Source organism: Pseudomonas asiatica, assembly GCF_009932335.1.
In the GTDB taxonomy this organism is placed as follows: Bacteria; Pseudomonadota; Gammaproteobacteria; order Pseudomonadales; family Pseudomonadaceae; genus Aquipseudomonas; species Aquipseudomonas asiatica.
In genome coordinates, this window is the sequence record NZ_BLJF01000003.1 from 798380 (window position 1) to 816303 (window position 17924).

The 17924-nt window shown below is 61.4% G+C and carries 16 protein-coding genes and 3 pseudogenes; all 19 read left to right on the forward strand.

Going from position 1 to position 17924, the window contains the following annotated elements; all coding sequences use genetic code 11:
* The first annotated feature begins 1 nt into the window (after position 1).
* Positions 2-1432, forward strand: coding sequence for an N-acetylmuramoyl-L-alanine amidase (locus GYA95_RS26145; protein ID WP_015272008.1), 1431 nt, complete (start codon positions 2-4; stop codon positions 1430-1432).
* Complete coding sequence (gene mutL / locus GYA95_RS26150) at positions 1429-3324, forward strand: DNA mismatch repair endonuclease MutL (protein WP_015272007.1); 1896 nt, start codon at positions 1429-1431, stop codon at positions 3322-3324. Before GYA95_RS26145 ends, mutL begins: the two co-directional genes overlap by 4 nt.
* Before the next feature lies 1 nt (position 3325).
* Positions 3326-4297 (forward strand): tRNA (adenosine(37)-N6)-dimethylallyltransferase MiaA, encoded by a 972-nt coding sequence (gene miaA, locus GYA95_RS26155; RefSeq protein ID WP_013974436.1) that lies wholly within the window; start codon positions 3326-3328, stop codon positions 4295-4297.
* A 94-nt stretch (positions 4298-4391) separates the two neighbouring features.
* Positions 4392-4652, forward strand: a complete 261-nt coding sequence (gene hfq / locus GYA95_RS26160) for an RNA chaperone Hfq (RefSeq protein ID WP_015272006.1) — start codon at positions 4392-4394, stop codon at positions 4650-4652.
* A gap of 12 nt (positions 4653-4664) precedes the next feature.
* The gene (gene hflX / locus GYA95_RS26165) at positions 4665-5966 is read left to right on the forward strand and encodes a ribosome rescue GTPase HflX (protein WP_015272005.1); all 1302 of its coding nucleotides are present in this window, start codon (positions 4665-4667) and stop codon (positions 5964-5966) included.
* 96 nt (positions 5967-6062) lie between these two features.
* Positions 6063-7244, forward strand: a complete 1182-nt coding sequence (gene hflK, locus GYA95_RS26170; protein ID WP_015272004.1) for an FtsH protease activity modulator HflK — start codon at positions 6063-6065, stop codon at positions 7242-7244.
* On the forward strand, positions 7244-8113 hold the full coding sequence (gene hflC / locus GYA95_RS26175) for a protease modulator HflC (protein WP_013974432.1): 870 nt from the start codon (positions 7244-7246) through the stop codon (positions 8111-8113). Before hflK ends, hflC begins: the two co-directional genes overlap by 1 nt.
* A 302-nt stretch (positions 8114-8415) precedes the next feature.
* On the forward strand, positions 8416-9603 hold the full coding sequence (locus tag GYA95_RS26180; protein WP_161551520.1) for an ATP phosphoribosyltransferase regulatory subunit: 1188 nt from the start codon (positions 8416-8418) through the stop codon (positions 9601-9603).
* A 56-nt stretch (positions 9604-9659) separates the two neighbouring features.
* On the forward strand, positions 9660-10952 hold the full coding sequence (locus GYA95_RS26185; protein ID WP_013974430.1) for an adenylosuccinate synthase: 1293 nt from the start codon (positions 9660-9662) through the stop codon (positions 10950-10952).
* A gap of 1111 nt (positions 10953-12063) precedes the next feature.
* A pseudogene (locus GYA95_RS28430) lies at positions 12064-12276 on the forward strand (methyl-accepting chemotaxis protein); the annotation flags it as partial.
* Positions 12277-12477: 201 nt separating this feature from the next.
* Positions 12478-13182 (forward strand): methyl-accepting chemotaxis protein, encoded by a 705-nt coding sequence (locus GYA95_RS28435; RefSeq protein ID WP_371053067.1) that lies wholly within the window; start codon positions 12478-12480, stop codon positions 13180-13182.
* A gap of 176 nt (positions 13183-13358) precedes the next feature.
* Complete coding sequence (locus tag GYA95_RS26195; RefSeq protein WP_015272002.1) at positions 13359-13850, forward strand: DUF2867 domain-containing protein; 492 nt, start codon at positions 13359-13361, stop codon at positions 13848-13850.
* A gap of 231 nt (positions 13851-14081) precedes the next feature.
* Positions 14082-14570, forward strand: coding sequence for an Hcp family type VI secretion system effector (locus tag GYA95_RS26200; RefSeq protein WP_015272001.1), 489 nt, complete (start codon positions 14082-14084; stop codon positions 14568-14570).
* Positions 14571-14579: 9 nt separating this feature from the next.
* Positions 14580-15554 (forward strand): hypothetical protein, encoded by a 975-nt coding sequence (locus tag GYA95_RS26205; RefSeq protein ID WP_015272000.1) that lies wholly within the window; start codon positions 14580-14582, stop codon positions 15552-15554.
* Positions 15551-15928, forward strand: coding sequence for a hypothetical protein (locus GYA95_RS26210; RefSeq protein ID WP_015271999.1), 378 nt, complete (start codon positions 15551-15553; stop codon positions 15926-15928). Before GYA95_RS26205 ends, GYA95_RS26210 begins: the two co-directional genes overlap by 4 nt.
* Positions 15929-15970: 42 nt before the next feature.
* A pseudogene (locus GYA95_RS26215) lies at positions 15971-16195 on the forward strand (chemotaxis protein); the annotation flags it as partial.
* A 324-nt stretch (positions 16196-16519) separates the two neighbouring features.
* Complete coding sequence (locus tag GYA95_RS26220; RefSeq protein ID WP_043936288.1) at positions 16520-17008, forward strand: Hcp family type VI secretion system effector; 489 nt, start codon at positions 16520-16522, stop codon at positions 17006-17008.
* A gap of 9 nt (positions 17009-17017) precedes the next feature.
* Positions 17018-17413: pseudogene (locus GYA95_RS26225) on the forward strand (hypothetical protein); the annotation flags it as partial.
* Positions 17414-17536: 123 nt separating this feature from the next.
* A complete protein-coding gene (locus tag GYA95_RS26230; protein ID WP_161551522.1) occupies positions 17537-17911 on the forward strand; it encodes a hypothetical protein in 375 nt (124 codons plus the stop codon).
* Positions 17912-17924 lie beyond the last annotated feature (13 nt).

Sequence of the window (17924 nt, forward strand, 5' to 3'; positions counted from 1 at the left end):
TATGCGCATACGCGCACTGGTCGCCATCGTTGGGCTGCTGCTGACAACGGTGACCGTTGACGCTCTGGCCGTCACTCAAGTCAAGAGCATGCGCCTGTGGCGCGCGCCGGACAACACGCGGCTGGTCTTTGACCTGTCTGGCCCCGTGCAACACAGCGTCTTCACCCTGAGTGCACCTGATCGCCTGGTTATCGACATCAATGGCGCGACCTTGGCCGCGCCACTGAACGTGGCTACCTCCAATACGCCGATCAGCAGCGTGCGTTCGGCTCAGCGCACCCCGACCGACCTGCGCGTGGTGGTCGACCTGAAAAAGTCGGTGACCCCGAAAAGCTTCACCCTGGCGCCCAATGCCCAATACGGCAACCGGCTGGTGGTCGACCTGTACGATCAGGAGGCTGACGCAATTGCGGCCAGCGCGCCGACTCCGGCACCCGCCCCGGTACCAACGCCTGCAACCACGCCGGCGGTGCCGGTGAGCCCGGCCCAGCCTGCCATCAAGCTACCGCCGGTACCCAGCGGAAAGCGTGACATCGTGGTTGCCATCGATGCAGGCCACGGCGGTGAGGACCCGGGTGCGTCCGGCTCGCGTGGCCAGCATGAAAAAGACATCGTGCTGCAGATCGCCAAGGAGTTGCAGCGCCAGATCAACAGCGAGAAAGGCTTCCGGGCCGAGCTGACCCGTACGGGCGACTACTTCATCCCGCTGCGCAAGCGCACGGAAATCGCCCGCAAGAAGGGCGCCGACCTGTTCATCTCGATCCACGCCGACGCCGCGCCGTCCCGCGCCGCCTTTGGTGCCTCGGTATTCGCCCTGTCGGACCGCGGCGCCACCTCGGAGACTGCGCGCTGGCTGGCCGACACGGAAAACCGTTCCGACCTGATCGGTGGTGCCGGTAACGTCAGCCTCGACGACAAGGACCGCATGCTGGCCGGCGTGCTGCTCGACCTGTCGATGACCGCCACGCTCAGCTCCAGCCTCAATGTCGGGCAGAAGGTGCTGGGCAACATGGGCCGCATTACCTCCCTGCACAAGCAGCGGGTGGAACAGGCCGGTTTCATGGTGCTGAAGTCGCCGGATATTCCGTCGATCCTCGTTGAAACCGGGTTCATCTCGAACAACAACGAAGCCGCCAAGCTGGCCACCGCCAGCCATCAGCAGGCCTTGGCCCGTTCGATCCACACTGGTGTGCGCCAGTATTTCCAGCAGAACCCACCGCCGGGCACCTACATCGCCTGGCTGCGCGACACCGGCAAGATCGCCGCTGGCCCGCGTGAGCACACGGTACGCCCTGGCGAGACCCTGGCGATGCTTGCCGTGCGCTACCAGGTCAGCGTGACCAGCCTGCGCAGCACCAACAGCCTCAAGACCGATGAACTGAAGGTCGGCCAGCGCCTCGATATCCCCGCTACCACGTTGGCCTCGCAATGACTGGCGGTTCGCGCATCCAGCTGCTCAGCCCGCGGCTGGCCAACCAGATTGCCGCCGGCGAGGTTGTCGAGCGGCCGGCCTCTGTCGCCAAAGAGTTGCTGGAGAACAGCCTGGACTCCGGCGCCCGGCGTATCGACGTGGAAGTTGAGCAGGGCGGCGTCAAGCTGCTGCGGGTGCGTGACGATGGCAGCGGCATTTCCGCCGACGACCTGCCGCTGGCCCTGGCCCGTCACGCCACCAGCAAGATCCGCGAGCTGGAAGACCTGGAAGGGGTATTGAGCCTGGGCTTCCGTGGTGAGGCCCTGGCCTCGATCAGCTCGGTGGCGCGCCTGACCCTTACCTCGCGTACCGCCAGCGCTACCGAGGCCTGGCAGGTGGAAACCGAAGGCCGCGACATGACCCCGCGGGTGCAGCCGGCGGCGCACCCGGTGGGTACTTCGGTGGAAGTGCGCGACCTGTTCTTCAATACCCCGGCCCGGCGCAAGTTCCTCAAGGCCGAGAAAACCGAATTCGATCACCTGCAGGAAGTGATACGGCGCCTGGCGCTGGCGCGCTTCGATGTCGGCTTCCACCTGCGCCACAACGGCAAGAGCATCCTCAGCCTGCACGAGGCCCGCGATGAAACCGCCCGTGCGCGGCGGGTGGGCGCCATCTGCGGCCCGGGCTTCATGGAGCAGGCGCTGCCGATCGACGTGGAACGCAACGGCCTTCGCCTTTGGGGCTGGGTCGGCCTGCCGACGTTCTCGCGCAGCCAGGCAGACCTGCAGTATTTCTTCGTCAACGGCCGTGCGGTGCGCGACAAGCTGGTCGCCCACGCCGTGCGCCAGGCTTACCGCGACGTGCTGTTCAATGGTCGGCACCCGACCTTTGTGCTGTTCCTGGAGCTGGAGCCCAACGGCGTCGACGTCAACGTGCACCCGACCAAGCACGAAGTGCGTTTCCGCGAGGGGCGCTCGGTGCACGACTTCTTGTATGGCACCCTGCATCGCGCCCTGGCCGATGTGCGCCCGGAAGACCAGTTGGCGGCGCCAGTTGCCGTACCCGAAGTGGTCCGCCCCACGGGCCCGCAGGCCGGTGAGTTCGGCCCCCAGGGCGAAATGCGCCTGGCCTCGCCGGTGCTCGAGCAGCCGCGTGGCCCGCAGCAGTCATTCTCCAGCGGTGGTAGTGGTGCGGGTTACCAGTACCAGTACACGCCGCGCCCCTCGCAGCCGCTGCCGGCCGCCGAGGCACAGGCGGTGTATCGCGAATTTTACAAACCGCTGGATGACGGCGCGGTGCCGACGACGCTGCCTGAAAGCCAGGGCGATGTTCCACCGCTGGGCTACGCGTTGGCGCAGCTCAAGGGTATCTACATCCTGGCCGAGAATGCCATTGGCCTGGTGCTGGTAGACATGCACGCCGCTCACGAGCGCATCATGTACGAGCGCCTCAAGGTGGCCATGGCCAGCGAAGGCCTCAGCGGCCAGCCGCTGCTGGTGCCCGAGACCCTGGCCCTGAGCCAGCGTGAAGCAGACTGCGCCGAAGAGCACGCGCAGTGGTTCCAACGGCTGGGTTTCGAACTGCAGCGTCTGGGCCCCGAGACCTTGGCTATCCGCCAGATCCCGGCTTTGCTCAAGCAGGCCGAGGCCAACCGCCTGGTGCAGGATGTACTCGCCGACCTGATGGAATACGGCACCAGCGACCGTATCCAGGCGCACCTCAACGAGCTGCTCGGTACCATGGCCTGTCACGGTGCCGTGCGCGCCAACCGGCGCCTGGCGATCCCCGAGATGAACGCCCTGCTGCGTGACATGGAAAACACCGAGCGCAGCGGCCAGTGCAACCATGGTCGCCCCACCTGGACCCAGATGGGCCTGGACGACCTGGACAAACTCTTCCTGCGCGGTCGATGAAATGAGCGGCAAGCCCCCTGCAATATTCCTGATGGGCCCGACGGCGGCCGGCAAAACCGACCTGGCCATCGAGCTGACCAAAGTACTGCCGTGCGAGCTGATCAGCGTCGATTCGGCGCTGGTCTACCGCGGCATGGACATCGGTTCGGCCAAGCCCTCCAAAGAAATCCTCGCCGCCCACCCGCACCGGCTGATCGACATTCGCGACCCGGCCGAAAGCTATTCGGCTGCGCAGTTCCGTGCCGATGCCCTGGAAGCCATGGCCGAGATCACCGCACGCGGCAAGATCCCGTTGCTGGTGGGCGGCACCATGCTCTATTACAAGGCGTTGATCGATGGCCTGGCCGATATGCCGGCGGCCGATGCCGCGGTGCGTGCCGAGCTGGAAGCCCAGGCCGAAGCGCTGGGGCTGGCCGAGTTGCACCGCCAGTTGGCCGAGGTTGACCCTGAGTCGGCGGCGCGTATCCACCCCAACGACCCGCAGCGATTGATCAGGGCGTTGGAGGTTTACCGGGTGAGTGGCGAGAGCATGACGGCACATCGACAGCGTCAATTCGCGGAAAGTCGCGGCGCAGACGCAGGCGCTGGCGGACATTTGCCCTATACTGTCGCGAGTTTGGCGATTGCTCCTACAGATCGTCACATTTTGCATCAGCGAATTGCGTTACGATTTTCACAGATGCTGGAACAGGGCTTCGTCGACGAGGTCCGATCGCTGCGAGCCAGAAGTGACTTGCACGCCGGGCTGCCGTCTATACGGGCAGTGGGGTATCGGCAGGTCTGGGATTACCTGGACGGCAAGCTGACTGAGAATGAGATGCGTGAACGCGGTATCATTGCCACCAGGCAGCTGGCCAAGCGGCAGTTCACCTGGTTGCGTGGCTGGCCTGAAGTACACTGGCTTGACAGCCTGGCCTGCGACAATCTGTCCCGCACCTTGAAATACCTTGGGGCCATCTCCATATTGAGCTGAGTCCCTGCTGATTGCCGTCTATTCTTGCGAAGGGGCGGCCTAATTTATCGATTTTCTTGATTTTCTATTATTGATCCTTACAGGAGTGCGGCATATGTCAAAAGGGCATTCGCTACAAGACCCTTACTTGAACACCTTGAGAAAAGAAAAGGTCCCGGTATCCATCTATCTGGTCAACGGCATCAAACTGCAGGGTTCGATCGAGTCCTTCGACCAGTTCGTGGTACTGCTGAAGAACACCGTCAGCCAGATGGTCTACAAGCACGCCATCTCGACCGTGGTTCCTGCCCGTCCGGTTCGCCTGCCAAGCCCGTCCGATTCCGATCACGGCGACAGCGAGCCAGGCAACGCCTGATAGGAGCCTGCATTGTTCTTTGAGCGCCACGGTGGTGGTGAGCGGGCGTTGCTCGTTCACTTGGAAGGTCAGAACCCTGAGGCGCGCGAAGACCCGCAGGAGTTTCAGGAACTGGCATTGTCGGCCGGTGCCGACATCGTCTCGCTGGTCACGGTGGCAAGGCATCAGCCTTCCGCCAAATACCTGATTGGCAGTGGCAAGGTCGAAGAGTTGCACGACCTGGTCCATGCCGAGCAGGTAGACCTGGTGATTTTCAATCACACCCTCACGCCCAGTCAGGAGCGCAACCTCGAGCGTGTGTTCGAGTGTCGTGTGCTCGACCGCACCGGGTTGATCCTCGATATCTTCGCCCAACGGGCGCGTACCCATGAAGGCAAGCTGCAGGTCGAACTGGCCCAGCTCGAGCACATGAGCACGCGGCTGGTGCGCGGCTGGACCCACCTTGAGCGACAGAAGGGTGGTATCGGCCTGCGCGGCCCGGGTGAAACCCAGCTGGAAACCGACCGCCGCCTGTTGCGGGTGCGCATTCGCCAGATCAAGTCACGCCTGGAGAAGGTGCGCAGCCAGCGCGAGCAGGCACGCCGCGGGCGCAAGCGTGCGGACATTCCGTCGGTATCGCTGGTGGGTTATACCAACGCCGGCAAGTCCACGCTGTTCAACGCCCTGACAGAATCCGAGGTGTATGCCGCGGACCAGCTGTTCGCCACCCTCGACCCGACCCTGCGCCGGCTCGAGCTGAACGACCTGGGGCCGATCGTGCTGGCCGACACCGTGGGCTTCATTCGCCACCTGCCGCACAAGCTGGTCGAGGCATTTCGGGCTACGCTCGAAGAGTCGAGCAATTCCGACTTGTTGCTGCATGTGATCGATGCCCATGAGCCGGAGCGCATGGAGCAGATCGAGCAGGTGCTGGCGGTGTTGGGCGAGATTGGCGCCGAAGGGTTGCCGATCCTCGAGGTGTATAACAAACTCGACTTGCTCGAAGATGTCGAGCCGCAGATCCAGCGCAATGCCGATGGCAAGCCGGAACGGGTCTGGGTATCGGCACGCGATGGGCGTGGCCTGGAGCTGGTCGGCCAGGCGATTGCCGAGTTGCTGGGGGATGATCTGTTTGTCGGTACCCTGTGTCTGGAGCAGCGTTTTGCCCGCTTGCGCGCGCAATTCTTTGCCTTGGGTGCCGTGCAGAGTGAAGAGCATGATGAAGAAGGGCGCAGCCTGCTGAGCGTGCGACTGCCCATGGTCGAACTGAATCGCCTGGTCAGCCGCGAAGGCATGGAGCCGCAAGTGTTTGTCGAGCAACACACTTTGCAATAAATGCTCGTCGAGGTCGCCGGGCAGCAGTGACAGGCATTCTGTAGCATTGGACGGCGCGCCGTGGGCGCGTCTTTGCTTTATCAGATGGAGAGCGCTATGGCTTGGAACGAGCCGGGTGGCAACTCGAACAATCAGGATCCCTGGGGCGGTCGCCGGAATGGCGGTGGCGGCGGTGGTGACAAGAAAGGTCCACCGGACCTGGACGAGGCCTTCCGCAAATTGCAGGACAGCCTGAACGGCATGTTCGGCAGTGGCAAGAAACGTGGCGGCGGTGGCCGCAATGTCGGCAAGGGCGGTGGCCTGGGCCTGCTGGGCATCGGCCTGGCGGTGCTGGCTGCTATCTGGCTGTACAGCGCCGTGTACGTGGTCGACGAGCAGGAGCAGGCCGTGGTGCTGCGCTTCGGCAAGTACTATGAGACGGTCGGCCCCGGCCTGAACATCTACTTCCCGCCGATCGATCGCAAGTACATGGAGAACGTCACGCGCGAGCGTGCCTATACCAAGCAGGGCCAGATGCTGACCGAAGACGAGAACATCGTCGAGGTACCGCTGACCGTCCAGTACAAGATCAGCAACCTGCAGGACTTCGTGCTCAACGTCGACCAGCCTGAGGTCAGCCTGCAGCACGCGACCGAGAGTGCCCTGCGCCATGTGGTGGGCTCCACCTCGATGGACCAGGTGCTGACCGAAGGTCGTGAGCAGATGGCCGTGGATATCCGCGAGCGCCTGCAGCGTTTCCTCGACACCTACCGTACCGGTATCACTGTCACCCAGGTCAACGTACAGAGCGCGGCTGCACCGCGTGAAGTGCAGGAAGCCTTCGACGACGTGATCCGAGCCCGTGAAGACGAGCAGCGTGCCCGCAACCAGGCCGAGTCCTACGCCAATGGCGTGGTACCGGAAGCCCGTGGTCAGGCCCAGCGCATCATCGAGGACGCCAACGGTTACCGCGACGAAGTCATTGCCCGCGCCAAGGGTGAGGCCGATCGCTTCACCAAGCTGGTCGCCGAGTACCGCAAAGCACCTGACGTGACCCGTCAGCGCCTGTATCTGGAGACCATGCAAGAGGTCTACAGCAATTCGAGCAAGGTCATGGTGGCAACCAAGGACGGGCAGAACAACCTGCTCTACCTGCCGCTGGACAAGATGGTCGAAGGCAGCCGCAACTCGTCCGCGCCGACCACCAGCGTGTCGCCATCGGTCAACGATGCGGCCGCCCGTGCGGCGCAGGACCTGCAACAGCAACAGCAGCCGCTGCGTACTAGGGAGAGCCGCTGATGAGCAACAGATCGCTGATCGCCCTGATCGCCGCCGTGGTCCTGGCCATCGTGGCCTGGAACAGCTTCTACATCGTGTCCCAGACCGAGCGTGCGGTATTGCTGCGCTTCGGTAAGGTAGTCCAGGCGGATGTACAGCCGGGCATGCACGTGAAGATTCCGTACGTGAACCAGGTGCGCAAGTTCGACGCCCGCCTGATGACCCTCGACGCCCCGACCCAGCGGTTCCTGACTCTGGAGAAGAAAGCGGTGATGGTCGACGCCTACGCCAAGTGGCGCGTCAAGGACGCCGAACGTTTCTACACCGCCACATCCGGCATGAAACAGATCGCCGACGAGCGTCTGTCGCGTCGTCTGGAAAGCGGCCTGCGTGACCAGTTCGGTAAACGTACCCTGCATGAAGTGGTTTCCGGTGAACGTGACGCGCTGATGGCTGACATCACTGCTTCGCTGAACCGCATGGCCGCCAAGGAGTTGGGTATCGAGGTGGTCGACGTGCGCGTCAAGGCCATCGACCTGCCGAAGGAAGTCAACCGCAGCGTGTTCGACCGCATGAGCACCGAGCGTGAACGTGAAGCCCGCGAGCACCGCGCCAAGGGTAACGAGTTGGCTGAAGGTATCCGTGCCGATGCCGATCGTCAGCGCCGCGTACTGCTGGCTGAGGCCTATCGCGAAGCAGAGGAAACCCGCGGTGACGGCGACGCCCAGGCGGCCGCCATCTACGCCAAGGCCTACACCCAGGACGCTGATTTCTATGCGTTCTACCGTAGTCTGCAGGCGTACCGCGAGAGCTTCTCGAGCAAGAGCGACGTGCTGGTCCTGGATCCGAAGAACGAGTTCTTCCGCTTCCTGGACAAGAGCAGGCCGTGATGCTCAGGCCCTGATTTTCATGCGGCGGCGCCCCGCCTGGCAGCTAAAACGCCAGGCGGGGTGCATCCTGAATGAAAAGGGGTGTATGATGAGGCAGCCGGGAAATTTCCCGGCTTTTTTGCGTCTGCAAGGTTGATTGGCAAACCGCCAGTTGGCGGATTGGTCAGGTCGCAAGGCAATTCGAGGGTGTCGGGTACGGTGACTGCGCTGGGATCAGTGCTGCCCGCTGCTGTGCGCGATACCGGCTTTACTGACGGCTCGCCTGCTTGGCAAGCCGCCCGGACCAGAGGGGAAATGGCGTAATGGCAACGGTAGACCGCTGGCTGCTGCCAGATGGCATCGAGGAAGTACTGCCACCTGAGGCCGCGCGCATCGAGATCGCGCGCCGCCAGGTGTTGGACCTGTTCCAGAGTTGGGGCTACGAGCTGGTCGTCACCCCGCATATCGAGTACCTGGAGTCGCTGCTCACCGGCGCCGGCCAGGACCTGGATCAGCGCACCTTCAAGGTAGTAGACCCGCAGTCCGGTCGCCTGATGGGCTTCCGCGCCGACTTCACCCCGCAGGTGGCGCGCATTGACGCCCACACCCTGCGCCGTGAAGGCCCGAGCCGCCTGTGCTATGCCGGCAGCGTGCTGCACGCCCAGCCGCGCGCCCTGTCCACCTCGCGTAGCCCGATCCAGCTGGGTGCCGAGCTGTACGGCGACGCCAGCCCCACCAGCGATGTCGAAGTCATCAGCCTGATGCTCGCCACGCTGCAGCTGACCGATGTGCCAGATGTGCACATGGACCTGGGCCACGTCGGTATCTACCGCGGCCTGGCCCGTGCTGCCGGCCTGTCCGGCGCGGTCGAGCAGCAGCTGTTCGACGCCCTGCAGCGCAAGGCCGTGGATGAGATTCAGGTGCTGACCGCCGACCTGCCGAAGGACCTGGGCAACATGCTGCGCGCGCTGGTGGAACTGTGCGGTGGCCGCGAAGTGCTGGCCGAAGCCCGCGTGCGCCTGGGCCGAGCCCCGGCCAGCGTGCTGGCGGCGCTGGACGACCTGCTGGCGATCGCCGATCGCCTGGCGTCGCGCTTCCCGGACCTGCCGCTGTACTTCGACCTCGGCGAGCTGCGCGGTTACCACTATCACACAGGCGTGGTGTTCGCCGTGTTCGTGCCGGGCGAAGGCCAATCGATCGCCCAGGGCGGGCGCTATGACGACATCGGCGCCGATTTCGGCCGGGCCCGCCCGGCCACCGGTTTCTCCACGGATTTGAAGACCCTGGTCACACTGGGGCGAGCGGAGGTCGTATTGCCAACTGGCGGCATCTGGATGCCGGACAGTGGCGACGCGGCCCTCTGGCAGCAAGTCTGCCAGTTGCGCAACGAGGGCCAGCGTGTGGTCCAGGCCCTGCCTGGCCAGCCGTTGAGTGCTGCTCTCGAGGCGGATTGTGATCGGCAATTGATTCAGCAAGACGGGCGCTGGCAGGTTCTGCCGCTGGCCCAGTGAGTTTCTGCGCCGGCAGTAGGCCGGCAACCAAGTTTGCGTGAATGAGGACCAATGTAATGGGTAAGAATGTCGTCGTCCTGGGCACCCAGTGGGGTGATGAGGGCAAAGGCAAGATCGTCGATCTGCTGACCGAACATGCTGCCGCCGTAGTGCGCTACCAGGGTGGCCACAACGCGGGTCACACCCTGGTGATCAACGGTGAAAAGACCGTTCTGCACCTGATTCCGTCCGGCATCCTGCGTGAAGGCGTACAGTGCCTGATCGGCAACGGCGTGGTCGTTGCCCCGGATGCCCTGATGCGTGAAATCACCAAGCTGGAAGAGAAGGGCGTGCCGGTGCGCGAGCGCCTGCGCATCAGCCCGGCTGCGCCGCTGATCCTGTCGTACCACGTTGCCCTGGACCAGGCCCGCGAAAAAGCCCGCGGCGAAGCCAAGATCGGTACCACCGGCCGTGGTATCGGCCCAGCCTACGAAGACAAGGTCGCACGCCGCGGCCTGCGCGTGGGCGACCTGTTCCACCGCGAGCGTTTCGCCGCCAAGCTGGGTGAGCTGCTGGACTACCACAACTTCCAGCTGGTGAACTACTACAAAGAGCCGGCCATCGACTTCCAGCAGACCCTGGACGAATGCATGGCCTACGCCGAACAGCTCAAGCCGATGATGCTCGACGTCACCGCCGAGCTGCACAACCTGCGTCGCGCTGGCAAGGACATCATGTTCGAAGGTGCCCAGGGCTCGCTGCTGGACATCGACCACGGTACCTACCCGTACGTCACCAGCTCCAACACCACCGCTGGCGGTATCTCCACCGGTTCTGGCGTTGGCCCGATGTACCTGGACTACATCCTGGGTATCACCAAGGCCTACACCACTCGCGTAGGTTCCGGTCCGTTCCCGACCGAACTGTTCGACGAGACTGGCGCTACCCTGGCCAAGCGTGGCCATGAGTTCGGCTCCACCACCGGCCGTGCGCGCCGTTGCGGCTGGTTCGATGCCGTGATCCTGCGTCGCGCCATCGACGTCAACAGCATCTCGGGCATCTGTCTGACCAAGCTGGACGTACTGGATGGCCTGGAAACCATCAACATCTGCGTTGGCTACAAGAACGAGAACGGTGCCGTCATCGACGCGCCTTCCGATGCCGACAGCTACATCGGCCTGGAGCCGGTGTACGAAGAGATGCCAGGCTGGAGCGAATCGACCCTGGGCGTGAAAACCCTGGAAGAACTGCCGGCTAACGCTCGCGCCTATATCAAGCGCATCGAAGAGCTGATCGGCGCGCCGATCGACATCATCTCCACCGGCCCGGACCGCAACGAGACCATCGTGCTGCGTCATCCGTTCGCCTGATCTGCCTTCCAGGCTGATCTGACGCCGTGGCCCTGAAAGGGGCTGCGGCGTTTTCATTTGTGGGGTATGCCTGTACTGGCCCTATCGCCGGCAAGCCGGCTCCCACAGGGACCTCGCAACCCCCCAGACTTGTGGTGAATCTGTGGGAGCTGGCTTGCCGGCGATAGGGCCGGTGCAGGCAAGCACACTGCTGAACCTTGGCATTTATCCCTGCTGCCTCCGGCACAACCCTTGCTGTAAGAAGTTTCTGTAGATGCCATCAGAATAGTGGCGCCAGAAAACACGAGGGTTCACCGTGTCTGCCATCCTCTCACTGTTACGAAGCCGCCTTTTGCGGCCTGTGTTTGTTGCCCTTGGTATCGCTCTTTTGGTGCAGGTGCTGGTAGCCGTTGCGCTCACCCGAAGCACGGTTACCGCCCTGGAAGCCGACCTTGGCGAACGCCTGGGCAATGACAGCCGCCAGCTCGCCAGCGAACTGGAGCAAGCTGGGCAAGATGTGCGCTCGGGCCTCGATGGCCTCTCCAGCAGCACCCGCCAGCGCCTGAGTGCAGGTTTGTCGGCACGTCTGCAAAGCGAGCAGCAGCAGCTGCGCAGCACGCTGGAGAAGAACCTCAAGGACTCCGCCAACGATATGGCCGAGCTGCTGGCGTCGGTCGCACCGCGGGCGATCTGGGACAACGATGTGCCGGTGCTCTCCGACTTCGCGCGCCGCGCCCAGCGCAACCCCAACGTGCTGTTTGTGGTTTACGACGACGCTCAGGGCCAGCACCTTACCCGCTACCTGAACCGGCAGAACCCGATCAACCAGGCGTTGATGGAAAAAGGTCAGGGCGAGCGTGCGCTGGACAAGGTGATCGACGCGGCACGGCGGGACCCGGCGGTGTACTTCGTCGAGGCCTCAATCAGCCCCAATGGTGCGGAAATCGGCAAGGTGGTGATGGGTGTTTCCACGGCTGGCATCGACCAGGAGCTCAAGGCGCTCGACCAGCGCTTCGCCGCCCTTATCACCAGTGGTGAGCAACTGGTCGGTGACAGCCTGGTCGGTGCTGCGGCTGAGAGTGGCAACACCCTGCGCGAGCGTTTGGAAAAGGCCCAGGGCAGCGCCGCCGCGATGCAGGCCAATACAGCACAGACGGTTCGCGATGCTGCTGCAGAGCTGCGTTGGCGCATCGGCCTGGGGCTGGTGCTGGTCGGCCTAGGGGTGCTGCTGGTGGTAGCCGTGGTGCTTGGCCGGCGGGTGTTGAGCAAGCTGCGCCTGCTGATCGCTGCACTCGACGACCTCGCTGCCGGTGAAGGCGACCTGACCAAGCGCGTGCTGCTCGACAGCCGCGATGAAATCGGCGACATGGCCTCGGCGGTGAACCGCTTTGTCGACAAGCTGCAGCCCATCGTGCGCGAGGCCGGCGAGGTGGCGCAGCGTACCGGCGTTGAGATTGGCGCAATGGCCCAGCGCAATGCCGGCGCCGATGCTGCCGCTGCGCTGCAACGCGATGAAGTGGCGGCCAGCCTGCGCGACCTGTCAAGCATGGCCGACGAGGCCCAGGCTGAAAGCCACGCGATGCAGGCAGCCCTGCAGCAGGTGGTGGATATCCGCCAGGCAACTGACGAGAACAGCCGCACATCAACCCAGCTAGCCGGTTTGATCGAGAACCTGGCCGGGCAGGTGGAGGCCGGCTCCCAGGTGATCGAGCGCCTGGCCAAGCAGAGCGAGCAGATCGAAGTGGTGCTGACGGTTATCCACGGCATCGCCGAACAGACCAACCTGCTGGCCTTGAACGCGGCCATCGAAGCCGCCCGTGCCGGCGAAACCGGGCGCGGGTTTGCCGTCGTGGCCGATGAGGTGCGGGCGCTGGCGAGCAAGACGCAAAGTTCCACAGGAGATATCCAGGCGCATATCGCCGCGCTGCAGAAGGGGGCCAAGGAGGCCGTGGCCACCATCAGCCAGGCCGGGCTCAAGGCCAGCGAAGGGCTGCTGGTGCTGCGTGACAACGAGCGCCGTCAGCAGTCGGTGCAGGCGGCGGTGGAGCAGGTGCATGCAGCCATCGGCCTGGCCACCCGCGCGGCCGAGCAGCAGGCGAGCGGGGCGCAGGCAGTGCGTGGACGGGTGGAAACCATACACGCCCAGGCCGAACGCTCGGCCGAGGTGGTGATGCAGACAACGGCCAGTAGCAAGGTGCTGGATGACCTGGCGGCACAGCTGCGTGCCAGCCTGGGCCAATTCAGAGCTTGATGCGGTCCCTGTAGGAGCGGCCTTGTGTCGCGAAAGGGCTGCGCAGCAGCCCCGGGATATCTGCTTGAACGCTGAAATTGCCGGGGCCGCTGCGCAGCCCTTTCGCGACACAAGGCCGCTCCTACAGCGAGTCATGTTGCTAAGCTGTCGGCGACACATGACAAAGGGAGTTGCTCATGTCCGCCCAACTGGTCGCCGCCAAGGCATGCCTTGATTTTCTCCACACTGACAGCGTGCAGCTGACGGTACCGCTGACCGCCCTGCAAGCCTACTGCGCCATGACCTCGGACGTCCCCGGCTGGCTGGCCTTGGCTTTTCAAATTCGCGACTACATCTCACGTCGTTTCAATGTCGCCGATATCCACGGCTTCACTCGCCGCGATCCAGAGCATGTACCAGCCGTCGGCGAGGGTCTGGACTTCTTCACTGTCGAGGCCATCAGCGACCAGCAACTGGTGCTGACCTCGCGCGATACGCACTTGGCCGTCATGGTCTGCATGGATGTGTCGACAGGGGAGTGCGGCTTCCCGCAGTTGAACGTGACCACCTCGGTGAAGTGCTTCAACACCTTTGGGCGTTTGTACATGGTACCGGTTGGATGGGTTCATGGCGTGATCGTGCGGCGGATGCTGAGCAACTTGCAGGGCCATCGTTTCGAGCGTCGATAAGCAGCAGATTCTTACCTGATAAATCAGAATTTTTACCTGATGTTGTAGGTAACTTCCCAAAGTTTGCCTTGGTGAGCGCGTGCTATTGCGTGGCTTGGCACAGGGAACTAGTGTCAACCGGGCCTTGAGGCGACAGCGCTAATCCGCCGTGAGCTTTTCAGGCACAACCGCAAGACGACAATATCAGAGCGTTGTCGTTATCAGCCCAAACATTACCAGGGAGAGGTAAGCATGGCTTTCGATGCTTATATTCAAATCAACGAAATCGCTGGTGAGGCGCTGGACGAGCAGTTCACTAACTGGATCGAGATCGCTGGCTATAAGTTTGGTGCCAACCAGAGCACCTCTGCCACCGCCAGTTCTGCGGGCGGCGCATCATCAGGTCGCACCACCCTCACCAACTTCTCTTTCACCAAGCACCTGGACAGCGCCAGCTGTAAGCTGCTGGAAGCCAGCTGTGCCGGCCAGCACCTGAAAGAAGTGAAGTTGGTGCTGTGTCGTGCGGGTGGCGACAAGCTCAAGTACTACGAGGTCGTCCTCGAAGAAGTGATCATCGCTGACTACACCCAGAGCGCCAGTGCCGGCGTGCCGATGGAGGTGGTGCAACTGAACTATGGCCGTATTAAGACCACTTACACACGGCAGAAGCGCCTCGACGGCAGTGCCGGCGGCAATGTGACCGGCGGCTGGGATCGCATCAGCAACAAGAAATATGCGTGAGGTGCGACTATGTCCGAGGCACGTAGCTTCATCAATCCCCAGGCACAATCCTATGAGTCGTTGAAGGCCAGCACGCCGATGTCGGCCAATCAGCGGGCCAAGTTTGATGTGTTGAATGCGCATATCGTCAATAGCGTGGTTGTCGGAGGGGAGCTGGTGATTGTTGGAGATCCCAGTACCCCATCGTGTACGAGCCATGAAGCATATTTGATGGCAGAGGCGGCGGGGATACACCATCAGCTTGAGATCAATGGCGCTGGGGTGGATGACTTCTTTCTGGATAACTATGAGATGTTGAAAGGCTTGCTCTCTCATACCTCCATGGGGGCAGGCGTTGTGAGCGATGGTTGGAGCAGATACCTCGATGCGATCAAGAGGACGTTGGAAGAAATCGAGATATTACATCGGGAGTATTTGAAAAACGGCACGCTAAAAGCGCGTGACGAATTTTATGCCAAGAGAATGGCATTGTTTATGAAGTTGGAAGGGCAGTTGAACAACATGGCTGCGTATGGTTCGGGCCTGCAAAATAAGGGGTCGGTGAAAAGAGCGCTCGAGATATCTACCAAGAGCTACCTACATACAGGTGAAATTGCTGGATATGCCGAAAAGATTGCTGGCGTCTCGAAAGCGGCAAGTCTGATAAAGAAGGGCACTTATATCGGCTTGGGGCTCGACGTGGCTTCAACAGGGCTGAGTATCCATCATGCATGTACCTTTGGACGCTCTGAAGATTGCAGAAAGGCCAAGTATGTGGAAGGAGTCTCTCTGGTCGGCAGTACGGGGGGCTCGATCGCGGGCGGGTCGATTGGTGGATTTCTAGGGGGAACTGGATGCGTACTTTTCCTCGGAGTGACGACAGGCGGTCCGGGGGCCCTCGCGTGTACTGTCATTGGAGGCGCCGTGGGTGGTGCTGCAGGCGGTTCGGTCGTAGGTGATATCGGTGAGATGTTTGGTGAGTTGTTATATGAGGTGACGCAATGATTGGCTTCGACGCCAGGTGGTTAGGTCTTCCTTTAATGATGGCTATGTTCATGGTCATATTTATATGGGTTTATATTTCAGTTCGCTATGTGAGTTACATAGAGTCGTTGCTTTCTAATAGTTCAATGGTTTCTGGTAATAAAAAGATTTTTGGTCAGGCGGGTTTGCTGGGTAAAGTGATGCGTACCGGCTCCGCATCCGTAATGTTGTCGATGAGGGCGATTTGCATTCGTAAAGGCCTTTTGGATCTTCAGGATGTAAAGAAATTTCCTGGTGGTTTGCGCCGTATGCTTGTGGGCTTGTGGTTTGTTCATGTCGCTATTTTTTTGTCGCTCATAGGTCTTTGGAGTTGGTTGAAATTGGAAGGCTATTAATTTGGTGTGTGGGTAGGCGAGTTTGCGCCGATCGCCGGCAGCACGGTGCCGGCGGCGGTGGAGCAAGTGCATGCCGCCATCGGCCTGGCGACCCGGGCTGCCGAGCAACGGGCGCATGGTGCGCAAGCGGTGCGTGGACGCGTGGAGAGCATTCACGCCCAGGCTGAGCGCTCGGCTGAAGTCGTGATGCAGACGACCGCCAGTAGCAAGGTGCTGGATGACCTGGCGGCGCAGCTGCGGGCCAGCTTGGGGCAGTTCAGGGCTTAGCGCGCTCCTACAAAGGGCGTGTTGCTAAGCTGTCGGCGACACATGACAAAGGGAGTTGTTCATGGCCGCTCAGCAACGAGCCCTGAGTTCGCATGACACGTTCTTTTTCGCGATCAAGCTAACATCATCGCCAAATTTGTAAGAAATTTCCCAAATTTACCTTGGTCGGCCGCGTGCGGTTGCGGCGCCAGGCACTGAGCGCTAGCGTCAATCGCACCTGAAGACCCGCAGCGCAATCCGCCATTCGCCTTCGGGAACAACCTCAAGGCGGCGATGTTCGAACACCGTCGTTATCAGCCCAATTTTTACCAAGGAGAGGTAAGCATTGCTTTCGATGCTTATATTCAAATCGCGGAAATCACTGGCGAAGCACTGGACGAGCAGTACGCCAACTGGATCGAAATCATCGGCTACAAGTTCGGTGCCAACCAGAGCACCTCTGCCACCGCCAGTTCTGCGGGCGGCGCATCATCAGGTCGCACCACCCTCACCAACTTCTCTTTCACCAAGCACCTGGACAGCGCCAGCTGCAAGCTGCTGGAAGCCAGCTGTGCCGGCCAGCACCTGAAAGAAGTGAAGTTGGTGCTGTGTCGTGCGGGTGGCGACAAGCTCAAGTACTACGAGGTCGTCCTCGAAGAAGTGATCATCGCCGACTACACCCAGAGCGCCAGTGCCGGCGTGCCGATGGAGGTGGTGCAACTGAACTATGGCCGTATCAAGACCACCTACACACGGCAGAAGCGCCTCGACGGCAGTGCCGGCGGCAATGTGACCGGCGGCTGGGATCGTATCAGCAACAAGAAATATGCGTGAGGTGCGACCATGTCCGAAGCACGTAGCTTTATCAATCTCCAGGCGCAATCGTATGAGTCGCTGAAGGCCGGCACGCCGATGTCGGCCAATCAGCGGGTCAAGTTTGATGTGTTGAATGCGCATATTGCCAATAGCGTCGTTTTCCCTGGCGAACTCGTGATCGTGGGTGATCCAAGCACCCCCTCCTGCACTAGTCATGAAGCTTTTCTCATGGGTAAGGCGGCTGGGATACACCTTGATATCGAGTTGAACGGAGGGGGAATCGATGGATTCTTCCTAGAGAACTATGACCTGTTGCAGAGCTTGTTGACCCGTGCGTCTATAGGTGCAGGTGCAGCCAGTGATGCCTGGAACAAGCATCTTGAGGCTATCAAGAAAACGCTAGAGGAGATTGATCAACTGCATCACAGCAGGTGCAGGGACTGTCGCTTGCGTGTTGCTCGGCGGAGTGGCTGGAGGTAGTGTAGGTGGGGCGTTAGGAGAAATGGGTGGCGAGTTTCATGGAGAAGTTTTATATGAGGTGCTGCAATGACCAATGTGCAGGTCGCGGTGCTCGGAGTGTGTTTGTTTGCATCACCATTTTTAATGTTTGGAACGTGGATTGTAATTGCATACCGCTTCCTTGATAAGGTCGAGGCAAGCTTCTCAAATAGTCCCATGGTTGTGGGAAGCAAAGCAATGTATGCCCGTGCTGGTATGCTTGGGCAGATTATGCGTTTGGGGTCAGTTTCCGCGATGCTATCAATGAAGGCTTTTTGCATTCGCAAAGGTATGTTGGACAGTGAAGATGTCCGCAATGCCCCTCAAGGCCTTAAAAAACTACTGGTTTGGTTATGGCATGCTCACGTGCTGCTTTTTATCTTGCTGGCTATGTTCTGTGTTTGGATAAGGTTTCTGAGATGACGGGTTTATATTA

Bases quoted from the DNA above. Each gene is read 5' to 3' on its own strand.
- GYA95_RS26195 (WP_015272002.1), top strand. From the start codon at position 13,359: ATGTCCGCCCAACTGGTCGCCGCCAAGGCATGCCTTGATTTTCTCCAC.
- GYA95_RS26205 (WP_015272000.1), top strand. From the start codon at position 14,580: ATGTCCGAGGCACGTAGCTTCATCAATCCCCAGGCACAATCCTATGAG.
- hflC (WP_013974432.1), top strand. From the start codon at position 7,244: ATGAGCAACAGATCGCTGATCGCCCTGATCGCCGCCGTGGTCCTGGCC.
- GYA95_RS26145 (WP_015272008.1), top strand. From the start codon at position 2: ATGCGCATACGCGCACTGGTCGCCATCGTTGGGCTGCTGCTGACAACG.
- GYA95_RS26185 (WP_013974430.1), top strand. From the start codon at position 9,660: ATGGGTAAGAATGTCGTCGTCCTGGGCACCCAGTGGGGTGATGAGGGC.
- GYA95_RS28435 (WP_371053067.1), top strand. From the start codon at position 12,478: ATGGCCGACGAGGCCCAGGCTGAAAGCCACGCGATGCAGGCAGCCCTG.
- GYA95_RS26210 (WP_015271999.1), top strand. From the start codon at position 15,551: ATGATTGGCTTCGACGCCAGGTGGTTAGGTCTTCCTTTAATGATGGCT.
- mutL (WP_015272007.1), top strand. From the start codon at position 1,429: ATGACTGGCGGTTCGCGCATCCAGCTGCTCAGCCCGCGGCTGGCCAAC.
- GYA95_RS26230 (WP_161551522.1), top strand. From the start codon at position 17,537: ATGACCAATGTGCAGGTCGCGGTGCTCGGAGTGTGTTTGTTTGCATCA.
- GYA95_RS26200 (WP_015272001.1), top strand. From the start codon at position 14,082: ATGGCTTTCGATGCTTATATTCAAATCAACGAAATCGCTGGTGAGGCG.
- hfq (WP_015272006.1), top strand. From the start codon at position 4,392: ATGTCAAAAGGGCATTCGCTACAAGACCCTTACTTGAACACCTTGAGA.
- GYA95_RS26180 (WP_161551520.1), top strand. From the start codon at position 8,416: ATGGCAACGGTAGACCGCTGGCTGCTGCCAGATGGCATCGAGGAAGTA.
- miaA (WP_013974436.1), top strand. From the start codon at position 3,326: ATGAGCGGCAAGCCCCCTGCAATATTCCTGATGGGCCCGACGGCGGCC.
- hflK (WP_015272004.1), top strand. From the start codon at position 6,063: ATGGCTTGGAACGAGCCGGGTGGCAACTCGAACAATCAGGATCCCTGG.